General features: G+C 64.3%; 27 protein-coding genes and 2 tRNA genes. 19 read left to right on the forward strand and 10 right to left on the reverse strand.

The genetic code is table 11. The annotated features are described in order from the left end of the window. Positions 1 to 32: 32 nt before the first annotated feature. The 8 genes from ABIB56_RS06975 to ABIB56_RS07010 all read left to right on the forward strand — a co-directional run bounded on the left by ABIB56_RS06975 (position 33) and on the right by ABIB56_RS07010 (position 5513). Positions 33 to 656: an ECF transporter S component gene (locus ABIB56_RS06975; protein ID WP_354568372.1), complete on the forward strand. Its 624-nt coding sequence runs from the start codon at positions 33 to 35 to the stop codon at positions 654 to 656. A gap of 74 nt (positions 657 to 730) precedes the next feature. Beyond that, complete coding sequence (locus tag ABIB56_RS06980; RefSeq protein WP_354568373.1) at positions 731 to 2143, forward strand: ABC transporter ATP-binding protein; 1413 nt, start codon at positions 731 to 733, stop codon at positions 2141 to 2143. Continuing rightward, positions 2140 to 2922, forward strand: a complete 783-nt coding sequence (locus ABIB56_RS06985; RefSeq protein WP_354568374.1) for an energy-coupling factor transporter transmembrane component T family protein — start codon at positions 2140 to 2142, stop codon at positions 2920 to 2922. Before ABIB56_RS06980 ends, ABIB56_RS06985 begins: the two co-directional genes overlap by 4 nt. After that, positions 2832 to 3440 carry a nucleoside/nucleotide kinase family protein gene (locus ABIB56_RS06990; RefSeq protein ID WP_354568375.1) on the forward strand — a complete coding sequence of 203 codons (609 nt, stop codon included), beginning with the start codon at positions 2832 to 2834 and terminating at the stop codon, positions 3438 to 3440. The genes ABIB56_RS06985 and ABIB56_RS06990 overlap by 91 nt, the downstream gene beginning before the upstream one ends. Positions 3441 to 3475: 35 nt before the next feature. Next, entirely contained in the window at positions 3476 to 4339 is an 864-nt protein-coding gene (locus ABIB56_RS06995; protein ID WP_354568376.1) for a sulfurtransferase, read from the forward strand. Continuing rightward, positions 4336 to 4563, forward strand: coding sequence for a hypothetical protein (locus ABIB56_RS07000; protein WP_354568377.1), 228 nt, complete (start codon positions 4336 to 4338; stop codon positions 4561 to 4563). The genes ABIB56_RS06995 and ABIB56_RS07000 overlap by 4 nt, the downstream gene beginning before the upstream one ends. Before the next feature lie 44 nt (positions 4564 to 4607). Beyond that, on the forward strand, positions 4608 to 4985 hold the full coding sequence (locus ABIB56_RS07005) for a VOC family protein (protein ID WP_354568378.1): 378 nt from the start codon (positions 4608 to 4610) through the stop codon (positions 4983 to 4985). A gap of 99 nt (positions 4986 to 5084) precedes the next feature. Beyond that, positions 5085 to 5513 carry a hypothetical protein gene (locus tag ABIB56_RS07010; protein WP_354568379.1) on the forward strand — a complete coding sequence of 143 codons (429 nt, stop codon included), beginning with the start codon at positions 5085 to 5087 and terminating at the stop codon, positions 5511 to 5513. 190 nt (positions 5514 to 5703) lie between these two features. Here ABIB56_RS07010 and ABIB56_RS07015 read toward each other — a convergent pair whose 3' ends face one another. From ABIB56_RS07015 to ABIB56_RS07040, 6 genes are all read right to left on the reverse strand, one after another. Continuing rightward, entirely contained in the window at positions 5704 to 6054 is a 351-nt protein-coding gene (locus ABIB56_RS07015; RefSeq protein WP_354568381.1) for a metallopeptidase family protein, read from the reverse strand. Further along, entirely contained in the window at positions 6054 to 6530 is a 477-nt protein-coding gene (locus ABIB56_RS07020; protein WP_354568382.1) for a DUF2017 domain-containing protein, read from the reverse strand. The genes ABIB56_RS07015 and ABIB56_RS07020 overlap by 1 nt, the downstream gene beginning before the upstream one ends. Beyond that, positions 6527 to 6829, reverse strand: a complete 303-nt coding sequence (clpS, locus tag ABIB56_RS07025) for an ATP-dependent Clp protease adapter ClpS (protein WP_502917577.1) — start codon at positions 6827 to 6829, stop codon at positions 6527 to 6529. Before clpS ends, ABIB56_RS07020 begins: the two co-directional genes overlap by 4 nt. Before the next feature lie 39 nt (positions 6830 to 6868). After that, positions 6869 to 6944: transfer RNA gene (locus tag ABIB56_RS07030), tRNA-His, on the reverse strand. A 71-nt stretch (positions 6945 to 7015) separates the two neighbouring features. Then, positions 7016 to 7639 (reverse strand): oligoribonuclease, encoded by a 624-nt coding sequence (orn, locus tag ABIB56_RS07035; RefSeq protein ID WP_354568384.1) that lies wholly within the window; start codon positions 7637 to 7639, stop codon positions 7016 to 7018. A 9-nt stretch (positions 7640 to 7648) separates the two neighbouring features. Continuing rightward, on the reverse strand, positions 7649 to 8413 hold the full coding sequence (locus tag ABIB56_RS07040; protein WP_354568385.1) for an SGNH/GDSL hydrolase family protein: 765 nt from the start codon (positions 8411 to 8413) through the stop codon (positions 7649 to 7651). 125 nt (positions 8414 to 8538) lie between these two features. Here ABIB56_RS07040 and ABIB56_RS07045 point away from each other — a divergent pair, with 125 nt between their 5' ends. From ABIB56_RS07045 to ABIB56_RS07065, 5 genes are all read left to right on the forward strand, one after another. Beyond that, on the forward strand, positions 8539 to 8760 hold the full coding sequence (locus tag ABIB56_RS07045; RefSeq protein ID WP_354568386.1) for an SCO4848 family membrane protein: 222 nt from the start codon (positions 8539 to 8541) through the stop codon (positions 8758 to 8760). 9 nt (positions 8761 to 8769) lie between these two features. Then, complete coding sequence (locus ABIB56_RS07050) at positions 8770 to 9048, forward strand: oligoribonuclease (RefSeq protein WP_354568387.1); 279 nt, start codon at positions 8770 to 8772, stop codon at positions 9046 to 9048. Positions 9049 to 9083: 35 nt separating this feature from the next. Next, positions 9084 to 9344, forward strand: a complete 261-nt coding sequence (locus tag ABIB56_RS07055) for a thioredoxin family protein (protein ID WP_354568389.1) — start codon at positions 9084 to 9086, stop codon at positions 9342 to 9344. A gap of 29 nt (positions 9345 to 9373) precedes the next feature. Continuing rightward, positions 9374 to 9446: transfer RNA gene (locus ABIB56_RS07060), tRNA-Arg, on the forward strand. Positions 9447 to 9709: 263 nt separating this feature from the next. Further along, positions 9710 to 10486: an alpha/beta fold hydrolase gene (locus ABIB56_RS07065; RefSeq protein WP_354568390.1), complete on the forward strand. Its 777-nt coding sequence runs from the start codon at positions 9710 to 9712 to the stop codon at positions 10484 to 10486. Positions 10487 to 10499: 13 nt separating this feature from the next. Here the strand turns inward: ABIB56_RS07065 and ABIB56_RS07070 are convergent, their stop codons facing one another. The 3 genes from ABIB56_RS07070 to mgrA all read right to left on the reverse strand — a co-directional run bounded on the left by ABIB56_RS07070 (position 10500) and on the right by mgrA (position 13022). Beyond that, a complete protein-coding gene (locus tag ABIB56_RS07070) occupies positions 10500 to 11522 on the reverse strand; it encodes a hypothetical protein (protein ID WP_354568391.1) in 1023 nt (340 codons plus the stop codon). Positions 11523 to 11596: 74 nt separating this feature from the next. Then, entirely contained in the window at positions 11597 to 11875 is a 279-nt protein-coding gene (locus tag ABIB56_RS07075; RefSeq protein ID WP_354568392.1) for a hypothetical protein, read from the reverse strand. 139 nt (positions 11876 to 12014) lie between these two features. After that, positions 12015 to 13022 carry an L-glyceraldehyde 3-phosphate reductase gene (gene mgrA / locus ABIB56_RS07080; protein WP_354568393.1) on the reverse strand — a complete coding sequence of 336 codons (1008 nt, stop codon included), beginning with the start codon at positions 13020 to 13022 and terminating at the stop codon, positions 12015 to 12017. Positions 13023 to 13140: 118 nt separating this feature from the next. Here mgrA and msrA point away from each other — a divergent pair, with 118 nt between their 5' ends. The 6 genes from msrA to ABIB56_RS07110 all read left to right on the forward strand — a co-directional run bounded on the left by msrA (position 13141) and on the right by ABIB56_RS07110 (position 17437). Then, positions 13141 to 13668 (forward strand): peptide-methionine (S)-S-oxide reductase MsrA, encoded by a 528-nt coding sequence (msrA, locus tag ABIB56_RS07085; RefSeq protein WP_354568394.1) that lies wholly within the window; start codon positions 13141 to 13143, stop codon positions 13666 to 13668. A 144-nt stretch (positions 13669 to 13812) separates the two neighbouring features. After that, positions 13813 to 14034, forward strand: coding sequence for a methyltransferase (locus ABIB56_RS07090; RefSeq protein WP_354568396.1), 222 nt, complete (start codon positions 13813 to 13815; stop codon positions 14032 to 14034). Between the two features lie 88 nt (positions 14035 to 14122). Further along, positions 14123 to 14647: a single-stranded DNA-binding protein gene (locus tag ABIB56_RS07095; protein WP_354568397.1), complete on the forward strand. Its 525-nt coding sequence runs from the start codon at positions 14123 to 14125 to the stop codon at positions 14645 to 14647. An 83-nt stretch (positions 14648 to 14730) separates the two neighbouring features. Beyond that, positions 14731 to 15222, forward strand: a complete 492-nt coding sequence (locus tag ABIB56_RS07100; RefSeq protein WP_354568398.1) for a DUF6993 domain-containing protein — start codon at positions 14731 to 14733, stop codon at positions 15220 to 15222. Positions 15223 to 15280: 58 nt separating this feature from the next. Beyond that, positions 15281 to 16963: an energy-dependent translational throttle protein EttA gene (gene ettA / locus ABIB56_RS07105; protein ID WP_354568400.1), complete on the forward strand. Its 1683-nt coding sequence runs from the start codon at positions 15281 to 15283 to the stop codon at positions 16961 to 16963. Between the two features lie 3 nt (positions 16964 to 16966). Then, complete coding sequence (locus tag ABIB56_RS07110; RefSeq protein ID WP_354568401.1) at positions 16967 to 17437, forward strand: acyl-CoA thioesterase; 471 nt, start codon at positions 16967 to 16969, stop codon at positions 17435 to 17437. An 87-nt stretch (positions 17438 to 17524) separates the two neighbouring features. Here the strand turns inward: ABIB56_RS07110 and ABIB56_RS07115 are convergent, their stop codons facing one another. Beyond that, a complete protein-coding gene (locus ABIB56_RS07115; RefSeq protein WP_354568403.1) occupies positions 17525 to 17791 on the reverse strand; it encodes a hypothetical protein in 267 nt (88 codons plus the stop codon). Between the last annotated feature and the right edge of the window lies 1 nt (position 17792).

The raw sequence follows: 17792 nt of genomic DNA on the forward strand, positions 1-17792 counted from the left end.
CCCGTGCCCTCTTTCACCGAAAGGGCACGACAGTGCATTCAACAGTTTCCGCACAGGCAGTAACCACACCCCGCCGCGTCTTCCGCTGGCGGGTGGTCGATATCGTCGTCGCCAGCGTGATTGGCGTGGCCAGCGGCGTCATCTTCTGGGCCTGGGGCCTCGCCTGGACGCCGATCAGCGCCGCGCTCGCCTTCGCCCCCGGGCTCTCCGGCCTGCTCGCCGGTGGATGGTTGTTCGCCGGTGTGCTCGGCGGCATCGTCATCCGCAAGCCGGGCGCTGCCCTGTACACCGAGGTCATCGCCGCGGTCGTCTCAATGCTCGTTGGCACGCAGTGGGGTTTCTCTACCCTCATCTGGGGAATCGTCGAAGGGCTGGGTGCAGAGATCGTGCTCGCGCTCTTCCTCTACTCGAGCTGGCGGCTCGGGGTCGTCCTGCTCTCCGGAGCCGGAGCCGGTGTGGCCGTCGGCCTGCTCGACACGAGTTTCACCGACTACGCGGCCCTCGACTTCGGATTCAAAGCCGTCTACTTCATCTGCGCCGTCATCTCCGGCGTGGTCATTGCAGGGTTGCTCTCCTGGCTTGCAGCCCGCGGCCTCGCCCGGTCCGGCGCGCTCAGCCGCTTCGCCTCCGGTCGTGAGGCTCTGCCACGAGCGTGAACGGGTCGGCGCTCGGCGCTCGGGTGACAGCACGCGGCTGGGGATGGCGTCATGCCTCTCGCAGACAGCCCGCCGTGCGAGACGTGGACTTCGACATCTCGCCCGGCGAGCGTGTGCTGCTGCTCGGTCGCTCCGGGGCGGGGAAGTCGACCCTCATCCACGCGCTCGCAGGGGTGCTCGGCGGCGACGACGAAGGAGACGGCACCGGCGAGCTGCTGATCGACGGGCATCGTCCGGAGTCCGCGCGCGGCGAGGTCGGCCTGGTACTGCAGGATCCCGATTCCCAGGTGGTTCTCGCCAGGGTCGGCGACGATGTCGCTTTCGCCTGTGAAAACCTCGGTGTCGCGCGTGACGAGATCTGGCGGCGGGTGCCGGCAGCGCTCGCCGAGGTCGGCCTCGACCTGCCGCTCAACCACCCGACCTCGAACCTCTCCGGCGGCCAGAAGCAGCGGCTGGCACTCGCGGGTGTCGTGGCCATGCGGCCACGCCTGTTACTGCTCGACGAGCCGACGGCCAACCTCGACCCGGAGGGTGTCACCGAGGTGCGGGATGCCGTGGCGAGAACGCTCCAGGCGTCGGGTGCCACGCTCGTCGTCATCGAGCATCGGGTGTCCGTGTGGCTCGACGTGGTCGACAGGGTCATCGTGCTCGACCCGGATGGCGGTCTGCTGGCCGACGGCTCGCCCGCGGAGGTTCTGCAGCGTAACGGGCGCGAGCTTGCCGCCGCGGGTGTGTGGGTCCCCGGCTTCCCTCCGGCGCTGCCGCGACGTGAGCCGATCGACCCGGGGGATCGGATGCCTCTGCTCGCGGCATCCGATCTGTCCGTCGGTCGCGTGGAATTCGGGCGCCGCACGCCCAGCGTCGTCAATTTGCAGATCGATCTGGACGTGGCTGTGGGGGACTCGATAGCTATCACCGGGGAGAATGGCGCGGGCAAATCCACCCTTGCCCTCACTCTCGCCGGACTGCTCCCACCGGCGGGAGGTGAGCTTTCAGCCCGACCGGCGCTCGCCGACGGCCTCGGGACTGCGCCGCACCGCTGGCGTTCGAGACAGCTGCTCACCAGGGTCGGAATGGTCTTCCAGGATCCGGAGCACCAGTTTCTCGTTGCTGACGTACGTGCGGAACTCGCTGTCGGGCCGAGGGCCCTGAAGCTTTCGGAGACTCAGGTGACGCAGCGCGTCGATGAGCTGCTCGACCGCTTGCATCTGGATGCGCTCGCCACCGCGAATCCCTTTACTCTTTCGGGAGGTGAGAAGCGTCGGCTGTCCGTGGCTACGGTGCTCGCCACGCGCCCACGGCTGCTCGTGCTCGACGAACCGACTTTCGGGCAGGATTCACGCACCTGGGAAGAACTCGTCGCCCTCCTCGCCGAGCTGCTGCGCTCCGGCACCGCCATGCTCGCTGTCACCCACGACACTGATTTTGTCGAGGCCCTTGCCGAGCGCACGCTCAGGCTCGAGACTCCGATCGGTGCTCTCGCATGACGCTCGTCGTGCCCGACATTCGCGCGAGCACGATCGCGCGCATCAACCCGGTGGCGAAACTGATCGCCGCACTTGTGATCGCCGTGGCGCTGCTGCTCTCCATCGACTGGGTGTCGGCGCTCGTCGCACTCGTCCTCGAGGCGCTGCTTCTGCCGTTTGCAGGTTTGGCGGCGAGGCAGTTCTGGCTGCGCACGGCAACCCTCTGGGTGGCGGCCCCGCTCGCCTGCCTCACGACGGTGCTCTACGGCAAGGACTCCGGCGCGACGCTGTGGGACACCGGCCTGGTGTCGATTACCGACGGCTCGCTCTCGCTGGGGTTGGCGATCGGTCTTCGTATCCTCGCCATCGGTCTTCCTGGCATCGTGCTGTTCGCCACCACGGATCCCACCGACCTCGCCGACGGTCTCGGGCAGGTACTTCGACTTCCCGCGCGATTCGTGCTCGGCGGCCTCGCCGGCCTGCGTCTCGTCGGGCTGTTCATCGAAGACTGGCGTTATCTCGCCCTCGCCAGGCGTGCGCGTGGTGTGGGGGACAGCAACGTGATCGCGAGAATCGCCAGGCAGGGTTTCTCGCTGCTGGTCCTGTCGGTACGCCGTGGCAGCAAGCTGGCCACGGCGATGGAGGCGAAGGGCTTCGGATCCGATCGGCCTCGCACCTGGGCCCGGCCCTCGTCGTTTGGCTACCGCGAATGGTGGTTCCTCGCGCTCGCCATTCTCATTCCCGTGATCGCGGTTGTCTCAGCGCTGCTGTCGGGCACGTGGAAATTCGTTCTCTCGTGAACGGTGACGTTCTCGCTAGAATCCGATTGTCGCCCCGACCGGTCGTGCTGGTCGACGGCGGCTCCGGCTCGGGTAAAACCACCCTTGCCCCTGGCCTCGCGCACGCGCTCGACGCCCAGCTCGTTCGGCTCGACGACATCTATCCCGGCTGGGACGGTCTCGAGGCAGCAAGCGCTCACGTGAAGGAATTCGTGCTCTCGAGCGACCCGCGCTGGCAGCGTTGGGACTGGACAGCGGATGCCCCGGCCGAGTGGCACTTACTGGATGCGAACCGACCACTCGTCATTGAGGGCTGCGGAAGCCTCAGCCGGGCCAACCGCCAACTCGCGACCTTCGGGATCTGGGTCGAGCTCGATGCCGAGTCGCGCAAGATCCGCGCCCTCGAACGCGACGGCGATGCGTATGCGCCGTACTGGGATCGCTGGGCGCGGCAGGAGGCCGCATTCGCCGAGCGAGAGCATCCCCAGCTCCTCGCGGACCTGATAATCGACGGCGACGTGCTCCCTGAATTCGGCTAGCGGCCGCGCTCCGTGAATTCGGCTAGCGTCGAAGCATGGCTTCCCCCTTCGTCACCGTCACCGAACTGGCCGCCGCTCTCGATTCCGCAGCTCCTCCCGTCGTTCTCGATGCCAGCCTCGTGCTTCATCCGCCGAAGTTCGACGGAGATTATCGTCGGGACTCCGGGCTGCCTCGCTGGCTCGATGGGCATATCCCCGGCTCCCAGTTCGTCGACGTCTCGAGGCAGTTCTCCGATCGCGCCGCAGCCCTGCGCTACACGCATCCGGAACCACAGGCGATCGCGGACGAACTCGCCGCCATCGGCGTGGGGCAGCGAGACCGTGTCGTCGTCTACGACAGCACCGGAGGGCTCTTCGCGGCGCGCCTCTGGTACCTGCTCAGCTGGATCGGCGTCGAGGTGCGGGTGCTCGACGGCGGCTTTGGCGCCTGGGTGGCCGCGGGGCATCCTGTCGCCTCCGGTACAGTCGCAGCGTCGGCTCCCGTGGCTCCGTGGCAGGCTTTCGCCGTGCGCGAGGCGTGGGTCACGAAGCACGAGCTGGTGGCCCGCTCGGAGACGGATGCCCGCCCGCTCGTCTGCGGACTGCCGGCAGGTAGCTTCACCGGCACTGACCCCTCGCGGTATTCGCGACGCGGCCGGATCCCCGGTAGCGTCAACGTTTCGAGTCGTGACCTGTTCGCCGCCGACGGCACGGTCAGGGGAGAGAACGAGCTGCGTGAGGCCTATCTGACGCAGGGCGTGTCCGGCGATGAGGAGGTGCTGCTCTACTGCGGTGGTGGCATCTCGGCCTCCGGCAACGCCATCACCCTCGCCGAGCTCGGTGTCACGGCGGTGCGCGTCTACGACGGCTCGCTCGAGGAGTGGTCGGCTGACGAGACACTGCCACTGTCGGTAGGTTGACCGCGGCCGGCAGGCCAGAATTCGGTGAGTTGCTCGGCGAGAACTCGGCCTTGATCGTGGCCTCCTCGCGCGGCCGGCACACGCGTCGACGGATCCAACGCATTGGCGTTGAACACGTCACCGGCACGGGCATCCGGAAAGACAGTCTCGACCTTGCTGCCGCCCGCGCGTCGTTCGACGACCTGAGTTGCAAGATCCATGCCCCACTCGAGCGGGTGGCGTGATCGTTGGATGATGAGACCATGCGAAAAGGGAAAAGCGAACCGTTGTGAAGATGATGCTCGAACTCGTACCCCTGCCCGTCTCCGACATCGAACGGAGCAAGGCGTTCTACACCGAAGTCATCGGCTTCGAGCTCGACCACGACGTGCAGCCCGGCAATGGCATGCGCATCGTGCAACTCACCCCTCCCGGTTCAGCGTGCTCGATCGTCATCGGCACAGGCATGGGAGGCGACCCTTCCGACGGCACCGTGAACGGACTACATCTGGTGGTAGGTGACATCGCCTCAGCGCGAGAGGAACTTCTGGGTCGAGGCGCGGGTGTTAGTCCCATTCAGGACATGGGAGGCGTGCAATTCGCCTACTTCAGCGACCCCGACGGTAACTCGTGGGCGCTGCAGCAGATCGGCGCCACCACACCGTAAAGACTCGAGCCGACGCCGCACAGATGTCACAGTCTCCCTAGCAGCAACCGGGGAAGTCGGTTTTTGTGCAAGCCAGCCGCATCCGCCTAACATGGGCCCATGGCAGAGACAAAGACCACGAATTCGGGCTTTTCACCAGAAGAGCGCGCCGCGATGAAGCAGCGCGCACAAGAGCTCAAGGCCTCGACGCTGCGGGAAGAGGGGGAGAATGCCCTGGTCGAGGCAGTCAAGAAACTGGAGGGCCTCGATCGGCAGCTCGCGGAAAAGGTGGTCGAGTTGGTTCAGGCTGCGGCACCGCAACTGAACCCGAAGACCTACTACGGCTTCCCCGCCTGGGCACAAGATGGCAAAGTCGTACTTTTCTTCAAGCCAGCTTCGAAGTTCAAAACCCGCTACGCGAAGATCGAGTTCGACGATGCGGCAGCGATCGACGACGGCACAATGTTCGCGTGCTCTTATGGCCTCATCGAGGTCACGGACGCCGACGCGAAGGCCATAACCGCTCTGATAAAGAAGTCGGTCCGCTAGCCGTACCCGACCAGTAGGTCCACGGATCACACGGGTTCTCGTCGGCCCATGCCGCGCGATAGTCCGAGTGGGGTTAGGCGTGCGGCATGGACAAAATGTTACGACGGCGGTTCGGCTTCCTCAGGGTCGGTACACCACTGGCACTCAAACACACCTGTCTCCGGACACACCGGGGCGATTCGGTTGTTGGCTAGCCCCAGCCGAGGTCGTGCAGTTCGTCGTCGTCGATTCCGTAGAAGTGGGCGATCTCGTGCACCAGCGTCACGTGGATCTGGGCTTTGAGTTCCTCGAGGTCGGCGGAGATCGCCAGCAGCGGTTCCCGGTACAGCACGATACGGTCGGGCAGCTCCCCGAAGCCGTAGTTGCCACGCCTTGTGAGGTCGACGCCGTCGTAGAGGCCGAGCAGGTCGAGCGAGCCGTCCTCCGGGCGATCCTCGGTCACGAAGACCAGATTCTCCAGGCCCTCGACCATGTCATCCGGCAGCAGGTCGAGTTCGTCGACGACGAGTTTCTCGAACTCGGCACTATCGATGCCGTCCATCAGCCCATCACCTCCACGAGTGAACCCTGCACGAAGCCCAGCCAGTCGTAGAGATCGCGTAATAGGGGATCGTCAGCGCCGACATCCTCGTCCTTCTCGATGCCGAGTCGCGCAGCGACAGTCAGCCGGATGTCGGTGAGCGCTCTCACCCAGGCCTGCGCCTGCTGCGCATCGATGAGCACCCTGGTTGCGGATGTCGCGGCAGCGGCTTCGGCGACGGACGCCGCCAGCACACCCGCATTCGCCACCTTGCGCTCGGCGAGGCCGTCGGCGGTGAACCGTCGGAACTCGTCCGACGCTTCGACATCGCCCGGATAGGCATCCGGCAGCAGTCGGAGCACCGCGGGATCCTGTTCGTTGCCGGAGCGCGCCTCCACGAGTTCGGCGACCTGGCCGGCCAATGAGGCCAGCATGCTCGCCTCGACGGGTTCGAATTCGGCGCGGAACGACGTCCCTTTGCGCCGGAACGCCTTCATGCGTCGGCCCTACTCAGGGTGGCCCAGAGACCGAAATCGTGCATTGCTTCGACGTGCCGTTCCATCTCCTCGCGGCTACCGGTTGCGACGACCGCACGTCCCTCGGTGTGTACCTGCAGCATCCGTTTCTCCGCCTCGGCCTTGGAGAAACCGAAGTAGCTGCGGAACACCCACGACACGTAATTCATGAGATTGACCGGGTCGTTCCAGACGATCGTGATCCATGGTGATTCGCGCACTGTCGATTCGACGATCTCCGGGCGTTCGAGAACTTCGGGCACTGTTCCAGCCTCACACAAATGGAAAGGCCCCGCGCGATGCGGGGCCTTTCACTTCGTTGGGGTGACCGACGGGGCTCGAACCCGCGACATCCGGCTCCACAAGCCAGCGCTCTACCAACTGAGCTACGACCACCATGCGTGCCGTCCACGATATTTCGCGACCGACACAACTCCGCAATCTTATTACACAATCGCGCAAGTGCCCTACGACAGGTGTGGCAGAAACTTGTCGACGACGGATGCCGAGATCGCCTGTACCTCGTCGGTGGTCGGTCCTGGGTCGGCTACGAAGGCCGCCTTGCGGTAGTAGTCGAGCTCGCGGATGGACTCGAGGATGTCAGCCAGCGCGCGGTGCCCGCCATCCTTGGCAGGAGCGTTGAAGTAGACCCGCGGGAACCAGCGGCGGGAGAGTTCCTTGATCGAGGAGACGTCGACGTTGCGGTAGTGCAGGTGCTTGTCGACGCGCGGCATGTACTTGGCGAGGAAGGTGCGATCGGTTCCGATCGTGTTGCCCGCGAGCGGTGCGTGCTGCTCTGCCGGCACGAACTTGAGGATGTACTCGTGAACGGCGAACTCGGCGTCGGCGAGGCTGACGCCGTCGGGGATCAGTTCGAGCAGTCCCGACTTGGTGTGCATCTCGGTGACGAAATCGTTCATGTTCTCGAGTGCGGCCTGGTCGGGCTTGATCACGATGTCGAAACCGGGGTCGATGAGGTTCAGGTCGAAGTCGGTGATCACGACGGCGACCTCGACGAGTTCGTCGACGTCGACGTCGAGTCCCGTCATTTCGCAGTCGATCCAGACGAGGTGGTCGGCGCTAGAAGGCATTCCCAAATTCTATCGTCGTGCGGCGACAGGCTCTGGCGACGGCTGTTTCGCGGGCATCCCGTCGCCCAGCGACACCCCTCTCATGCGCCGGCCGAGCCAGGGCAGCGCGTAACGTCTCGCCCACACCGTCAGCGGAAGATGATGCGATGCGGTTGGCGGGTTCCACGGGAATTCTTCGTCGTCGTCGAGGCCCAGGGCTCGCGCTGCGCGGCCCGCCAGTATGCGGTGACCCGCGGTCGTCAGGTGAACCCGATCCTCCGCCCACATCGATCGATTGCGGAGCTCGTGCATGCCCCAGAGATCGAGTGTGTAGGCGGAGTGATTGCGGGCGATGCTCCACAGGTTCGCGTTGAATACAGCGGCCCGCCCGCGCAGCGGCTTGAGGAAGAAGGCGAACTGCGGATCGAAGCAGGTCGCGAGCAGCACATCGATCCCGCGTTTGCGCAGTTCCACCACCCCACCCTCGATCCTGGCCGCCAGAGCATCGGGGTCCGCAACAGCAGTCATGAGGTCGTTCCCGCCGATCATCACGGAGACGAGGTCGGCGTCGAGTGCAATCGCCGCGGGGATCTGCCTCTCCAACACATCAGTCACCCGTCGGCCGCGTACCGCGAGGTTGGCGAATTCGATTCCGCCTGTGGCGCTGTCGAGGATGGCGGCGAGTCGGTCCGCCCATCCCATCCAGCGCTCCCGGTCACCGGCGACCGCGTCACACAGACCCTCGGTAATGGAGTCGCCAACTGCCACGTACCTGGTCCAGCCTGCGGTAGCCACACGCACAGCATCCCGGCAATGATGCGGCTGCGGGCGCTCGGCGCGGGGCTTTTTCGACTGTCAACCAAGAGTTAATCGGTCGTTTCAGAACACGCTCGCCAAACGACAGCCGTAAAATTAACGGGATGAACATTACCGTCGGCGTGCTCCTCCTCGTGAATGCTGCATTCTCCGTGCTCACCTGGCCCACTTTCTATCGACGTGTCGCCAAGGATCCGAGGGCCAGGGATGCGGCAGGCGCAGCCACGAAATTCCTCACGGTGCACCTCGTGCTTCTGGTGATCGCAATGGTGATTGCCGCGGCATCCGTCGTGGCGGCGATCGCATCGCTCAGCGGCGCGTGGTAGTAATGCTTCATGACTGATGCAGAACCGACACTTGCCCACGGCGACGAATACCTCGTGATCTACGAGGGCGGCCCCAATGACGGTCAGACCGACATCCGCATCAGCACCGATGGTGGCTTCGACGCCGAGATCACCGTGCTCACCGCTGTCGGCGGCAAAGAGACCCTGATCGACTACAACAAATCGAGCTTCACCGAGGTCGGCGGCCAGTACCACGTGGTTTACCGCTATGACGCGAAAGACAGCGAGCCCGTAGACGACCCGGAAGACCGCGGCGACCGCCAGTAGGGAATCATCCTCACCGTTTCACCGTTGGGATCAGGATGCAGTTAGTTTTCTTCGCCTCCTCCTTCTGTGAGCCGTGCATCCAGACCAGGGCCGTGCTCGACCAGGCCTCGAAGCTCGTGCCGGCGCTGAAGATCGCGGAACTCGATGTGGCGCGGGAGACCGCGGAGGCCGAGAAGGCGGGTATCCGCTCGACGCCGACAGTGGTCGTACTCGACGGTGAAGGGTCGGAGGTTTTTCGTGCGGAAGGCGTGCCGAGCCTCGATCAGGTGCTGGTAGCGCTCGCCAAGGCGGTATGAGCCCCTGCGGTATCGTTGGAATGCTTCCCGCCTCTGTAGCTCAGTGGATAGAGCAGCGGCCTTCTAATCCGCTTGTCGTAGGTTCGATTCCTACCAGGGGCACACGTCCCGAAAGTTGCACCAGTTGCACCCGTGAGACTGCGGCGCAGAGCTTCGCTCTGCGGGTTCGTTCCTACCAGGGGCACCACGCCAGAACGCCCAGTGTCACGAAAGTCGCCAAATTGCCCTTTCCAGCTGTGGGCGGGGGCAACTTGGCAACTTTCGACGCTGGGCGCGTATCCGCTGCGGAATGAGAACTACAGAGTCGTCGCGGCGCCCACGAAGTATCAGCAACACGGCCTTTGCGGCCCATGAAAGAGTTGAGTATGCAATCCCGAAACCTCGGATATTCCGAGTACGGTGCCGACCGGCAGGAGACGCTGTTCCTGCTCCACGGCGGTGGCGTCACCGGGCTCATGTGGCGCACCCAGGTCGCGGCTCTCACAGATTTTCACCTGGTCGTCGTCGATCTGCCCGGCCACGCATCCAGCAGCCACCTCGAATTCCTCAGCCTGGATGACGCTGCCGATCGCGTCGCAGAACTCATTGATGCCGTGGCTCACGGCGGCCGCACGCACGTGATCGGACTGTCGCTCGGCGGAGACATCGGCGTGCGGATGCTGGCCCGGCATCCCGGCGTCGTGCGATCCGCAATGCTCACCGGTCTCGCGGCCGAACCCATTAGTCCCTTGATGCAGGCGATCGGCCGCCTGGGCGGCCTATCGATGAAATCACGTGCCTATGCCCGCATGAGCGCGCGCACCATCGAGGTGCCACCGGAGCTGCTCGAGGAATACCTCGCCCAGTCACGCAACTTCCGGCGCAGCGACTACCAGCGTTTCACCCGTGAGATCTTCGCGGGAGTATCGCTCGACGGCTTATCGACAATGGATGTGCCGGTGCTCGTCGTCGCTGGGGAACGGGAGAGCCCGACCGCGCGTCGCTCAGCCGCGATCGTCGCCGCGGCGATTCCTGGCGCCGTCGCAGCCCTCGCACCCGGTGTCGGCCATGTCTGGAATGTCGAAAATCCTGAACTCTTCAACGAGACGGTGACCATGTGGGTCAACGATCATCACATCTCGCCGGAGCTGATCCGGCTCTAGCCGGAACGATCGGTCAGTCCCGCGAGCGGTGCTGGTCGTCGACGGGGTCGGTGCCCTTGCCAGCTGCGATGGCGGATGCGGGGGAGAAGATCGAGTCGTCGACGAGGTGATCCGATCGGTCTGCGTCTAAACCGTCGGAGTTGCCCCGAGCGTCAGAGAACTGGACTTTGCCGGAAGTCTCGACTTCGTCGGTGGTCTCGGACTCGGCCGGTTCGACCAGTTCGGGAATGTCGTCATCCGCTGCCGTGGATGCTGTCGGGCGCGCGGATGCAGAAGCGGGGGCGACTTCGGTGGTCTCGCTGGCCGAGCGGTCGGTGTCCGCTTTGGTGTCGGGGGTCACGGATGCCGTGGCGGGAATCACCGCGGCGGGAATCACCGCGGCGGGGATCACTGCGGCGGGGATCACTGCGGGGGCGGCGACCGCGGCGGCGGCTGGCCGTGCCCATCGGGACGTCTTGACCGTCTCCACGGGACCTGTCTCGGTCACCTGTTGCGCGGCCCAGGCCTGCTGCTGGTGCACCAGTTCCTGCTCACTGACCGACGAATCATAGGCCCAGGAGTCGAGATCGTTCTTGAAGAGCTTCTTTGCCCTGGTGGGGCGAGCCTGCCATTCGATCATCCGATCGCGGAAGACGAGGAGGGTCTGTTCGGCCTGGAAGCTGAACGAGACGGCATTCTTCTTCATCTCGGCGATCTCGTGACGTGCCCAGTCGGCGGCCAGCGCGGTCCCGGGTACCGGCAAGAGGCGCAGACGGATGTCGGCATCGCCGATGAGGTGATCGATGTGCTGCTGCTCCGGGGCTGGCAGCGTGTTCCACACGGCGGCCTTACGACCGGCACTGATCAGGGCGGTGACCGCGGATGCTTTGACCTCACGGTCGCTGAGCGCGATGACACGCTTGGCGAATCCACGGCCGATCGCGGCAGCAACCAGTCCTGCGACGACGATCGCGATGAAGGGAATGACGGCGCCGGAAATGACACGCCATCCGCCATCGGAGTTCAGCCAGTCAACGAAGTTGTTCCACCATTCCATGCACGAACCTTAACCCCGTTATGCCGGCGAAGGGCGACTGTGCGTGGCGAGTCTCGAACACGGCCAGGCGCCCCTTAACTGGGGCGAAAGCACTCGATTGCGTCGTCGATGCTCCAGAACTCGCCCATGACGATAAATCGTCGCTGCAGCACCAGCAGTCGCTTGGCGCGATAGCGGAGCCCCTCGCGAACCCTGAACTGTTCGATGTAGCCCAGCACATCGCCGTCGGGGCGCGTCACGCGCCACAGTTCGTCGTGCAACTGCACCAGGGCCAAATCCGGTTGGCGTCGACCCGGTCGGCGCTGCCCCGGTCGAATGAGGGGCAGGTCGCCCACGAAAGCAAGTGTTGTCATGCGGATTCCTCGGCCTGTCTAATCAAGACGCGGCGCCTGTCGAAGGCGTGCTATCTGTTCGGGACTGCAGCCGGCCCAGCTGTCGATGTACCGCCAGATTAGGGGCGGCCACCGACATCCGTCATGACAACATCGGGCGTCAGCGCGTGCCGGTGCCGTCTACCGCATAGGGCTCGATCGCGGCGATCTCGTCGGAGCTGAGAGCGGTCCCGTCGAAAGCGGCGATGTTGTTCTCGAGCTGCGCAACGCTCGAAGCGCCGATGAGAGCGGAGCTGACCTGCGGCTGGCGCAGCACCCAGTTGAGAGCGAGTTGGGCCAGGCTCTGGCCGCGTCCCTTGGCGATCTCATTGAGGCCCCTGGCGCGCTCGAGATAAGTTTCGCTGATGTTGTCGGCATTCATCCAGCGGCCCTCTGCGGCGCGGGAATCGGCAGGAATACCAGCGAGGTAGCGGTCGGTGAGCAACCCCTGCGCGAGCGGGGAGAAAACGATGCTTCCCATACCCAGTTCGTCGAGCACGGGGAGCAGCCCTTCGGTCTCAATATGCCGATCGAACATGTTGTACCGCGGCTGGTGGATCAGCACCGGGATGTTGTGGGCGGAGAGAGCCTTGTGTGCCGCGATCGTCTGCTCGGTGTTGTAGTTCGAGATTCCGACGTACAGAGCCTTGCCAGAAGTTACGGCGGTGGCGAGCGCACCCATCGTCTCCTCGATCGGGGTGTCGGGGTCCGGGCGGTGCGAGTAGAAGATGTCGACGTAATCGAGACCCATGCGTGACAGGCTCTGGTCGAGGGATGACAGCATGTTCTTGCGCGATCCCCACTCACCGTAGGGGCCGTCCCACATCTCGTAACCGGCCTTGGTTGAGATGATGAGTTCGTCGCGGTACGGGCGGAAATCATCAGCGAAGATGCGTCCGAAGTTGGTCTCGGCGGAGCCTGCGGGCGGACCGTAGTTGTTGGCGAGATCGAAATGGGTGACCCCGAGATCGAAAGCGCGGCGAAGTATCGCGCGCTGCGTGTCGACGGCCCGGTCAAAACCGAAGTTATTCCAGAGGCCGAGGGATACCGCCGGAAGCTTCAGCCCGCTTCGCCCCACCCTCGTGTATTCGATGGACTGGTAACGATCGGCGTCAGCGGTATAGGTCATGGTCCAAGCCTAGAGGGGCCTGTGAGCGGGGAATGGCGGGAAGGCATCGACTGTTATCCACTGTTATTCACGCTGGCAGGCCAGCTATCTTCCCACAAGCAGAAAGTAGGCTCTCAGCATGCAAACATTCGTTCTCGCAGGTGGCTGTTTCTGGTGTCTCGACGCTGTCTATCGCACCCTTCGTGGTGTGAGCGACGTGGTTTCGGGTTACACCGGTGGTACGACGAAGAACCCCAGCTACGACGCCGTCTGCACCGGCATGACCGGCCACGCCGAGGCGGTCGCGGTCACCTTCGACCCAGAAATCATCCCGGCCGACGTGATTCTCGACGTGTTCTTCTCGCTGCACGACCCTCGCCAACTCAACAGGCAGGGCAACGATGTCGGCACCCAATACCGCAGCGCGATGTTCCCTGCGGATGACGAGCAGAAGGTTCAATTCGAGACCGCTCGCGACCGCGCATCAGAGTATTGGGATGGCGGCCTCGTCACCACCATCGAGCCTCTCGCCGAGTGGTACCCGGCAGAGGACTACCACCAGGACTTCTTCGCGAAGAACCCTGGACAGGGTTACTGCATGGCCGTCGCCGTGCCGAAGGTAAACAAGATCCGCAAGTCGTTTGCGGAGTACGTGCTCGCTTCTTGACACTCCGTGAAACGTGATGATCGGCCCTCCGTACCAGCTCCGGAGGGCCGATCTGTGTATGTGATCGAAATAGACGCCAAGCGGGCTGCCGCGTCTTAAACTGGGGCGGTCGGCGCAGCCGGCAGTCAGAAAGGAAGCTCGACGATGAGCAATGACAACCAGCAGACAACGATTGAGAAGACCTGGGTGGCATATGGACCAGCCGGAGTCGTCGGATCGGTGCATCAGGTCGAAGGCGGCTTTACCTTCCGTCTTCTGACCGACGAGGCCCCGCGGGCAGAGTATCCCACCCTCGAAGTGGCGAAGAGTGCACTGCACGCAGCCCTTCTCCCCGGGGCCGAGTGGCCGGAATTCCGCGAGCACTAGTCCCTCACAGCACCACGAGGGAAGGCCGTCTCCCCGGTTGGGAGGCGGCCTTCCCCGCGTCGTGGCCGGCGGATCCACACTCTCCTGTATGACTGACACCATTACTCTCACCGGCCTCGTGGCCACACCGCCCCGGCACCTCGTCACTGGCGAAGGACTGCCCATTACCAGCTTCCGGCTGGCCTCTACCCAGCGTCGCTTCGACCGCTCGCAGAATCGTTGGGTGGATGGCGAAACCAACTGGTACACCATCACCGGTTTCCGCCAGCTCGCTATCAACATCACCGGTTCGCTCCAGAAGGGCGAACGCGTGGTCGTGACCGGTCGGCTCCGCATCCGCGATTGGGCGGCCGGGGAGAAAGCCGGCACCACCATCGAAGTGGATGCGGATGCCATCGGACATGACCTCAGCTGGGGTACTTCCACTTTCGTCCGCAGCATCTCGGCGGCCATCATCGACCCTGCGGCGAGCTCAGAAGCGACGACAGCGGAGCCTTCCGATGAAGCGACAGCCGCGGAGCCTTCCGATGAAGCGACAGCCGCCCCGTCGGAGGTTAGTCCGGAGGTGCTGGCGGACAGTGTCGCCGCGGAGAGCGTTGCGGTGCCGTTCTAACGCACGGCCTCAGCGCCCAGGAGGAATCGCCACCGTAGACTCTTTGCGTCTGACCGCTCCCGCGGCCGAGGAAAGAGTTTCCGATGGGCAGGTCTCGCCTTCTGGCCGCCGCCCGTGTGCCTGTTGTCGCAGTGGCCGTGTTGGTTGCGGTGGTCACGCTCGCTGGATGCACCCGGTCGGCGCCCAATCCGAAGCCGACGAAGTCCGGCACCGCGTCCTCTGCGCCGACGCCCACTCCGACGGCGGATCCGACCTTCGCTCCCGACGCTTCGGCGAAAGACAACAAGGTTTTCTTTGACCTGACGAACAACAAGCTCTTCGCGGCGAACGGCTCGGCCAACGGTCGCACGATCATCGACAACCTGGCGAGCGCCGGCTTCGACAAGGCAGCCATGCAGGTGACGCCCGACAAGACATCCATCAATGGAGGTGTCGACTCCATCCTGTTCTCGGTGAAGGTCGGCGACAGTTGCCTACTCGGCCAGCACGGCAGTGGCGGCTACAGCAGCTCTGTCGAGCCTGCGCTCGTGAGCGGCGGGTGCCTGGTGGGCAAGACCCGCGCCATCGACTGGTAACCCGCTCGAGTCGCCAGCGCGGTTCAGTCCGCCGGGCAGGCCAGCCTAAACTTGGGTTATGGCCGAATTCATTTACTCGATGGTCCGCGCCCGCAAAGCGGTCGGCGACAAGCTCATCCTCGACGACGTCACCATGTCGTTCCTCCCCGGAGCGAAGATCGGCGTCGTTGGTCCGAACGGTGCTGGTAAGTCGACGATTCTCAAGATCATGGCCGGGCTCGATACCCCCAGCAATGGCGAAGCCAGGCTGAGCCCCGGGTTCACCGTCGGCATCCTGATGCAGGAGCCAGAGCTCGATGAGAACAAGACTGTGCTCGAGAACGTGCAGGAAGGCGTCGGCCCGATCAAGGCCAAGGTCGACCGTTTCAACGAAGTGTCCCTCGCAATGGCCGACCCCGATGCCGACTTCGACGCACTCATGGCAGAGATGGGCTCGCTGCAGGAAGACATCGACGCCGCCGACGCCTGGGACCTCGATTCCCAGCTCGAACAGGCGATGGATGCCCTGCGCACCCCGCCGGGAGACGCGACCGTTTCGAACCTCTCCGGAGGGGAGAAGCGCCGTGTGGCGCTGACCAAGCTCCTGCTGCAGAAGCCGGATTTGCTGCTTCTCGACGAGCCCACCAACCACCTCGACGCCGAGAGCGTGCTCTGGCTCGAGCAGCATCTCGCCCAGTACCACGGTGCCGTTCTCGCCGTCACTCACGATCGATACTTCCTCGACCATGTTGCCGAGTGGATCGCCGAGGTCGATCGCGGTCACCTCTATCCCTACGAGGGCAACTACTCGACCTACCTGGAGAAGAAGGGCGCCCGCCTCGAAGTCCAGGGAAAGAAAGACGCGAAGCTCGCCAAGCGGCTGTCCTCCGAACTCGAATGGGTGCGCAGCAATGCCAAGGGGCGCCAGGTCAAGTCGAAGGCGCGTCTCGCCCGGTACGAGGAGATGGCCAACGAGGCGGAGAAGACCAGGAAGCTCGACTTCGAGGAGCTGGTCATCCCGATCGGCCCGCGTTTGGGTGCCCAGGTCATCGACGCCAAGAAGCTCGAGAAGGGTTTCGACGGCCGGGTGCTCATCAACGGGTTGAGCTTCACCCTTCCCCGCAACGGCATCGTCGGTGTCATCGGCCCGAACGGCGTGGGAAAGACCACCCTCTTCAAAACCGTGGTCGGCCTCGAACCGCTGGATGGCGGAGACCTCAAGGTCGGCGAGACTGTCGACATCTCCTACGTCGACCAGGACCGCGGTGGCATCGATCCGAACAAGACGCTGTGGGAGGTCGTGTCCGACGGGCAGGACTACATCCAGGTCGGCAAGACCGAGATTCCGTCGCGCGGTTACGTGAGCCAGTTCGGCTTCAAGGGCCCTGACCAGCAGAAGAAGGCCGGCGTGCTCTCCGGTGGCGAGCGCAACCGTCTCAACCTCGCTCTCACCCTCAAGCAGGGCGGAAATCTCCTCCTCCTCGACGAGCCGACCAACGACCTGGACGTCGAGACCCTTGGGAGCCTCGAGAACGCCCTGCTGGAATTCCCCGGCTGTGCTGTGGTCATCACTCACGATCGGTGGTTCCTCGACCGCATCGCGACCCACATCCTCGCCTATGAGGGCACCGACGAGAATCCAGGCAACTGGCACTGGTTCGAGGGCAACTTCGAAGCCTACGAGGAGAACAAGATCGAGCGACTCGGTGCGGATGCGGCGAAGCCGAAGCGTTCCACCTATCGCAAGCTCACCAGGGACTAACCGTTGACGCGCCTGCACATCCAGATCCCGCTGCGCTGGTCGGATTTCGATGCCTACGCGCACGTCAACAACGCCGAGATGCTGCGCATCCTCGAGGAGGCGCGCATTCAGGCTTTCTGGCGACCGGATAGCGGCGAAGGCACCGACACCGCCGTTATGGATGCCCGGCCCGGCGCGGAGATGATCGCACTCATCGCGCGCCAGGAGGTCGAATACCTCGCCCCGATCCCGTATATGCGGGCTCCGGTGGACATCGAGATGTGGATCGGTCGGATGGGTGGCGCGAGCCTCGAGATCGGCTACGAGGTGTATTCACCGGAGGGCGTCACGCCCCGCGTCCTCTTCACCAGGGCGGCGACCACGCTGGTGATGGTGACCGCGGCGACAGGTAAGCCGGCGCGGATACCGGAGACTCAGCGTGGGGCCTGGTCTCCCTATCTCGAAGATCCTGTCGTTTTCGCCAAACGCGGTTAGCGTGCCCTCTGCCGGCATTCGTATGGATGACGAATCGGGTGAGCCAGGAGGCGTCGTACTCGTCGCGCGCAATCTGTTCGCGGCGCTTCACCCAGCGAACGACCCGGACCAGATGGCCTTCGCACCCGACTCTCCGACGCGCACGACGGTGACGACGGATCCGACCGCTGTGACGGCAACGGCTGCCGCCAGCACGACGGTGATAAGCACACGGGCTGCCTTGCTGGCGACACGGGGCTTCGCATTCGCCAGGGAGAAGAAGCGGAACCAGACCCACTGCACGAGGGCGACGATGAAGGTGGCGATCGCCCAGGGCAGCAGGGTGTTGCCGAGAGCCTCATGAGCGGCGATCAAG

The organism is Glaciihabitans sp. UYNi722, from assembly GCF_040549465.1.
GTDB lineage: Bacteria > Actinomycetota > Actinomycetes > Actinomycetales > Microbacteriaceae > Lacisediminihabitans.

Coding starts and splice junctions, on each gene's coding strand:
- ABIB56_RS06985 (WP_354568374.1), top strand. CDS start 2,140: ATGACGCTCGTCGTGCCCGACATTCGCGCGAGCACGATCGCGCGCATC.
- ABIB56_RS06990 (WP_354568375.1), top strand. CDS start 2,832: ATGGTGGTTCCTCGCGCTCGCCATTCTCATTCCCGTGATCGCGGTTGT.
- ABIB56_RS06995 (WP_354568376.1), top strand. CDS start 3,476: ATGGCTTCCCCCTTCGTCACCGTCACCGAACTGGCCGCCGCTCTCGAT.
- ABIB56_RS07010 (WP_354568379.1), top strand. CDS start 5,085: ATGGCAGAGACAAAGACCACGAATTCGGGCTTTTCACCAGAAGAGCGC.
- ABIB56_RS07015 (WP_354568381.1), bottom strand. CDS start 6,054: ATGGACGGCATCGATAGTGCCGAGTTCGAGAAACTCGTCGTCGACGAA.
- ABIB56_RS07020 (WP_354568382.1), bottom strand. CDS start 6,530: ATGAAGGCGTTCCGGCGCAAAGGGACGTCGTTCCGCGCCGAATTCGAA.
- orn (WP_354568384.1), bottom strand. CDS start 7,639: ATGCCTTCTAGCGCCGACCACCTCGTCTGGATCGACTGCGAAATGACG.
- ABIB56_RS07045 (WP_354568386.1), top strand. CDS start 8,539: ATGAACATTACCGTCGGCGTGCTCCTCCTCGTGAATGCTGCATTCTCC.
- ABIB56_RS07050 (WP_354568387.1), top strand. CDS start 8,770: ATGACTGATGCAGAACCGACACTTGCCCACGGCGACGAATACCTCGTG.
- ABIB56_RS07055 (WP_354568389.1), top strand. CDS start 9,084: ATGCAGTTAGTTTTCTTCGCCTCCTCCTTCTGTGAGCCGTGCATCCAG.
- ABIB56_RS07065 (WP_354568390.1), top strand. CDS start 9,710: ATGCAATCCCGAAACCTCGGATATTCCGAGTACGGTGCCGACCGGCAG.
- ABIB56_RS07070 (WP_354568391.1), bottom strand. CDS start 11,522: ATGGAATGGTGGAACAACTTCGTTGACTGGCTGAACTCCGATGGCGGA.
- ABIB56_RS07075 (WP_354568392.1), bottom strand. CDS start 11,875: ATGACAACACTTGCTTTCGTGGGCGACCTGCCCCTCATTCGACCGGGG.
- mgrA (WP_354568393.1), bottom strand. CDS start 13,022: ATGACCTATACCGCTGACGCCGATCGTTACCAGTCCATCGAATACACG.
- msrA (WP_354568394.1), top strand. CDS start 13,141: ATGCAAACATTCGTTCTCGCAGGTGGCTGTTTCTGGTGTCTCGACGCT.
- ABIB56_RS07090 (WP_354568396.1), top strand. CDS start 13,813: ATGAGCAATGACAACCAGCAGACAACGATTGAGAAGACCTGGGTGGCA.
- ABIB56_RS07095 (WP_354568397.1), top strand. CDS start 14,123: ATGACTGACACCATTACTCTCACCGGCCTCGTGGCCACACCGCCCCGG.
- ABIB56_RS07100 (WP_354568398.1), top strand. CDS start 14,731: ATGGGCAGGTCTCGCCTTCTGGCCGCCGCCCGTGTGCCTGTTGTCGCA.
- ettA (WP_354568400.1), top strand. CDS start 15,281: ATGGCCGAATTCATTTACTCGATGGTCCGCGCCCGCAAAGCGGTCGGC.